The following is a 4,726-nucleotide window of genomic DNA, read 5'->3' on the forward strand; positions in this document are numbered from 1 at the left end:
GGCTTCGGTACGCAGCGGGTTGATCTCCGAGACCGCGCCGACGAACGTGGTCTTGCCCACGCCGAAGCCGCCCGCCACCACGATCTTCGCGCTGGTGGTTGAACGGGCCGCGCCGCCGTTAGAGCTTGCGAAGTCCACTGAGCACCCTTTCGAGCAGTGTCACGTCTGGCTGACCGCCGGCGGCCTCGTCGCCGCCGGGCTGGTGGATGGCGACGAGTCCGGCCTCCGCCAGGTCGGCGACGAGGATTCGGGCGACGCCGAGGGGGATGGAGAGAAGTGCCGAGATCTCGGCGACCGACTTGATCTCGAAGCAGAGCCGGCAGATCCGCTGGTGCTCGGGCAACTGCCCCTGCAGCCGGGACGGATCGGCCGTCGTACTGACCAACGCCTCGATGGCGAGCTGGTAACGCGGCCGGGTCCGGCCGCCGGTCATCGCGTACGGACGCACCAGCGGGTTGTGCCCGCCCGAACCGCCCTGGGCGGACGGGCCGCGCGAGGCGGACGGGCCGGCGGGCGCCGACGGGGCGTGCGGCTGCCGGTAGGGCTGTGCCACACCCTGTCCGCTCGGTGCGGAGGGAAAGTTGAACCGGTTCTGCGCGGCGTCGCCCAGCGGCGCCTGGTGCGCGTCATAACCGTTGTAGGGGCTCGCGCCCGGGGGTGTTCCCACGTTTCCTCCTCCGACTGCCTCGCGGTCCATGTCCCTTGGAGCCGCGCCACCGCACCTTACGGGGCGGTGGCGCGAAACGCACGGCGTGTCTGTTGGTTGAGAACTGTCAGTTGAGAAGACTGCCCTGGAGTTCCGCCCGGAGGTCGGGGGTCAGGACGGTGCCCGCGCGGTCCACGAGCAGGGCCATCTCGTACCCCACGAGACCGATGTCCGCCTCGGGGTGGGCGAGCACGGCCAGCGAGGAGCCGTCCGAGATCGACATGATGAAGAGGAAGCCGCGCTCCATCTCCACCACGGTCTGGTTGACCGCACCGCCCTCGAAGATCCGGGACGCGCCCGCGGTCAGCGAGGTCAGTCCGGACGCGACGGCCGCCAGCTGGTCGGCGCGGTCCCGGGGGAACCCCTCGGACATCGCCAGCAGGAGTCCGTCGGCGGAGACCACCACCGTGTGGGACACCCCGGGGGTGTTGTCCACGAAGTTGGTGATCAACCAGTTCAGATTCGCCGCCCTGCGGGGTCTGCTCAGCCGTGCCCTCGACCAGGTTGGCCTTCGGGACGCGTCGGGGGAGACCGGACGAGGTGACCCCGCCCGCCTTGGGGTCCTTGAGCTTCCCGGCCCGCTGCCAGCGCTCGTCGTTGGTCGAGCGCCATGCGTCGGAACCGTCGGCTTCGCTCTGCTGCTGCTCCGGCTGCGCGGGCCCGGCCGGCTGCGGCGTCCGCCGCGTCGGCGGGGCGACGCTGCCGCGGCGCGGCAGTCCGGCGTCGGTCAGCGCGTGGCCGGCGTCCGGGGCGGTACCGGAGGTCGGACCCGGACGGTCGAAGCCTACGCGGTCGGCGGCCTGTTCGGGAGCGCCCGGAGCAGATTCCGGTTCCGCGCGGTACTCCTGACCGTAACCGCCCTGGTACGCGTTCTGATCCGGCCACTGCGCCTGGTGGGGCTGGGGGTCGAACGCATTGTCGTACTGCTGGTGTTCGGTCTCCGGAGTCTCGTACGAGGCTTCCGCATAGCCCTGCTGCGGGTAGGCCTCGTAGCCCTGCTGCCCGTACGCGTAGCCGTCCTGCTGCGGGTAGCCGGCCGCGTACTCCTGGCCGTACTCCTGCTGGGGCTGCTGACCGTACTCCTGCGCGGGAGCGTACTCCTGCTGCTGCCCGTACTCCTGGCCCTGCTGCTGCCCCTGGGCGTACTCCTGGCCCTGGGCGGCCTGCTCCTGGCCGTACTCGTCCCGGCGCTGCTCCGCCTCGTCGCGGAAGAGCGGGCGGTCGCCGTTCTGCGCGCGGTCGCCCAGGGCGGCACGCCGCCCCTCGCGCCGCAGCGAGCGGTTCACCGGGTCGAGGCTCTGCTGCTCCCCGTCCGGCTGCTGCTCGTAGCGCGAGTCGTCGAAGCCGAGGTCGGCCGCGGTCAGCATCGGCTGCGCGGGAGCGGCCTCGAAGGCGTTCTGCTGCTGCTGTTCCGGGATGATCTGGGAGACGGTGAAGTCGTCCTGGATCGGCTGCTCGCCGCCACCGCCGTGCGTGATCGCGTCCGGCAGCATGACGAGCGAGGTCGTCCCGGCCTGCTCGCCCGAGGGGCGGAGCTGGACCCGGATGCCGTGCCGGTCGGCGAGCCGGCCGACCACGAAGAGGCCCATGCGCTGCGAGACGGCGGCGTCCACGGTCGGCGGGTTGGCCAGCTTGTGGTTGATGTCCGCGAAGTCCTCGGCGGTGAGGCCGATGCCCTTGTCGTGGATCTCGACCATCACGCGGCCGTCGGGGAGACGGGTCGCGGTGACGCGGACCTTGGTCTGCGGGGAGGAGAACGTGGTGGCGTTCTCCAGGAGCTCGGCGAGCAGGTGCACGAGGTCCGTCACGGCCTGGCCGTGGATCTCGGCCTCCGGGACGCCCGCCAGCTCGATGCGCTCGTACTGCTCCACCTCGGAGGAGGCGGCGCGCATGACGTCGACCAGCGGGACCGGCTGGTCCCAGCGGCGGCCGGGCTCCTCGCCGGCGAGGACGAGCAGGTTCTCGCCGTTGCGGCGCATGCGGGTCGCCAGGTGGTCCAGCTTGAAGAGGTTCTCCAGCTGGTCCGGGTCGGCCTCGTTGTTCTCCAGGTCGGTGATGAGGGTCAGCTGGCCCTCGATCAGCGACTGGTTGCGGCGCGAGAGGTTGGTGAAGATCGCGTTGACGTTGCCCCGGAGCATGGCCTGCTCGGCGGCGAGCCGGACGGCCTCGCGGTGGACCTGGTCGAACGCGCGGGCGACCTCGCCGATCTCGTCCCGGGAGTCGATCGGGATCGGCTGGACGCGGGTGTCGACCCGGCCCGGCTCGGTGCGGGAGAGCTGGTCGACCAGCATCGGCAGGCGCTGCTCGGCGATGCCGAAGGCGGCGGTCCGCAGGGTGCGCATCGAGCGGCTCATCTGGCGCGCCATCATCCCGGCCAGGATGAACGCGGCGAGCAGGGCGATCACGACGATGGCGCCGTTCAGCCAGGCGTCGGACTTGGCGTCGTCGGAGATCTTGACGGCCTCGTTCACCGCCTTGTCGACGAGGGCCTTCTCGACCTCGCTGTAGCCCTCGAACTTGGCGGTGGCGATCGCCATCCAGGTTTCGGGGGTGATGCCCTTGGTCTTCAGGGCCTTGATGCCCTCGGGGCTCTTGGCCGTGCCGATCGCGGTGGCCGCGCCGGAGTAGACGGAGCCGTCCTTGCCCTTGGGCAGCTCGACGTCGGCGGCCTGCATCTGCTTGGCGCCCTCCGCGGCCTTGGAGGCCATGACCTTCTTGAGGAACTCGACGTCCTCGGGCATGCCGCCGGAGCTGAACTCGCCGAGGGCGATCTGCTCCAGGTAGTTGTACGAGTTGAACGCCACCGACTGCTGGGCGAAGACCTCCTCCCTGCTGCTGGGCCGGACGAGCAGATGGGTGCCGATGGACCGCTGGAGGGACTCGGCACCCTTGGAGAGCTGGATGGCGTAGACGCTGCGGCCGTACGCGGTGACGTTGCCGGTGCCCAGGCCGAGCTCGTTGGAGAACTCGCTCAGGTAGTGCTGGACGCCCGTGTAGCCGAGCTGGGTGTTCACCGGGTCGTAGGTGCGGGCGTACGCGTCCTTGCGGAGCGCTTCGAGCTTCGGCTCCTCGTCCTTGAACAGGCGCAGCCGGCGCTCCAGGCCCTGGCCCGAGGGCATGTTCTTGACGGCCTCGTCGAACTTCAGACGGGCGGCGTCGGTCGCGGCGTACGCCCGGGTGACCTCGTCGGCCTCGCGGTCCTTGTCGTCCTTGGCGGCGAGCAGCGGGGCGGCGGTGAGGTCCCGCTCGTTGAGCAGCGCGGTGCTGTACTCCGAGGCGGCGCGCACGATGAGCGCCGTCTTCTCGGCGTCCTGGGCCTCCTGCCAGGTGTCGATCGACCCCTTGACCTGGAAGCCGCCCATGACGAGGCCGACGAGCACGGGTATGAGGAGGATCGCGTTCAGGCGGGTGGGCACCCGCCAGTTGCGGGGCGACAGCTTGCTGGAGCTTCCCCCGGCCGTCTCGGCGGGCGGCGGCGTGACGGGCGCGTCCGCGGGCGACACCGCCGTGCGCGACGGCGGCGTGAAGTTGCCCCGCGTCTCCTGCTCCGCGGAGCTTTCCTTGCTTCGCCTCACTCGACCAACAACCTCTCGGCGTCGGCACCTACGTTGTGCCGGTGTTTCGTTCAGGGCCGTACTACTCGGGAGTTCATGAATTGCAGCACGTGAAGGGGGTCCGTTCCAAACAGTGGGACGCGGCTCCTTTCAGTGGTCCGGACCGCGAATAAAACGGGCATAAAGAGCGAGCCCCGCCAAAAAGCGGGGCTCATGTGAGCGCAGTGACACCGATCGGATGCGTCGGGTGTCCGAGGCGCCCCAATTCTCTGTCGAAACGTTATGAACACGGGGGCGGTCGTGTCGAACGACACAGACCACCCCCGGCGGTGGTACGGGGCAACCGCCCGTCCCGTCCTCCTACTTGAGCCGGGCCATGAGGGCGTGCTCGACGAGGGTGATGAGCGCGCTCTTGGCGTCGGCGCGGTGGCGGGCGTCGGTGGTGATGATGGGGGTGTCGGGGCCG

At 70.3% G+C, this 4,726-nt stretch carries 2 protein-coding genes and 3 pseudogenes; all 5 read right to left on the bottom strand.

What is annotated here, in order from left to right:
• Window positions 1-138, bottom strand: a pseudogene (locus tag OO47_RS35845) (ATP/GTP-binding protein); the annotation flags it as partial.
• Window positions 119-667 carry a DUF742 domain-containing protein gene (locus tag OO47_RS32825; RefSeq protein ID WP_030223432.1) on the bottom strand — a complete coding sequence of 183 codons (549 nt, stop codon included), beginning with the start codon at window positions 665-667 and terminating at the stop codon, window positions 119-121. The gene OO47_RS32825 and the pseudogene OO47_RS35845, both read right to left, overlap by 20 nt.
• Window positions 668-773: 106 nt before the next feature.
• Entirely contained in the window at window positions 774-1,193 is a 420-nt protein-coding gene (locus OO47_RS35850) for a roadblock/LC7 domain-containing protein (protein WP_078490157.1), read from the bottom strand.
• Window positions 1,171-4,281, bottom strand: a pseudogene (locus OO47_RS32830) (nitrate- and nitrite sensing domain-containing protein); the annotation flags it as partial. The pseudogene OO47_RS32830 and the gene OO47_RS35850, both read right to left, overlap by 23 nt.
• 339 nt (window positions 4,282-4,620) lie before the next feature.
• Window positions 4,621-4,726 (bottom strand): annotated as a pseudogene (locus OO47_RS32835) (ATP-binding protein); the annotation flags it as partial.

Source organism: Streptomyces bikiniensis, assembly GCF_000716625.1.
GTDB classification, from domain to species: domain Bacteria; phylum Actinomycetota; class Actinomycetes; order Streptomycetales; family Streptomycetaceae; genus Streptomyces; species Streptomyces bikiniensis.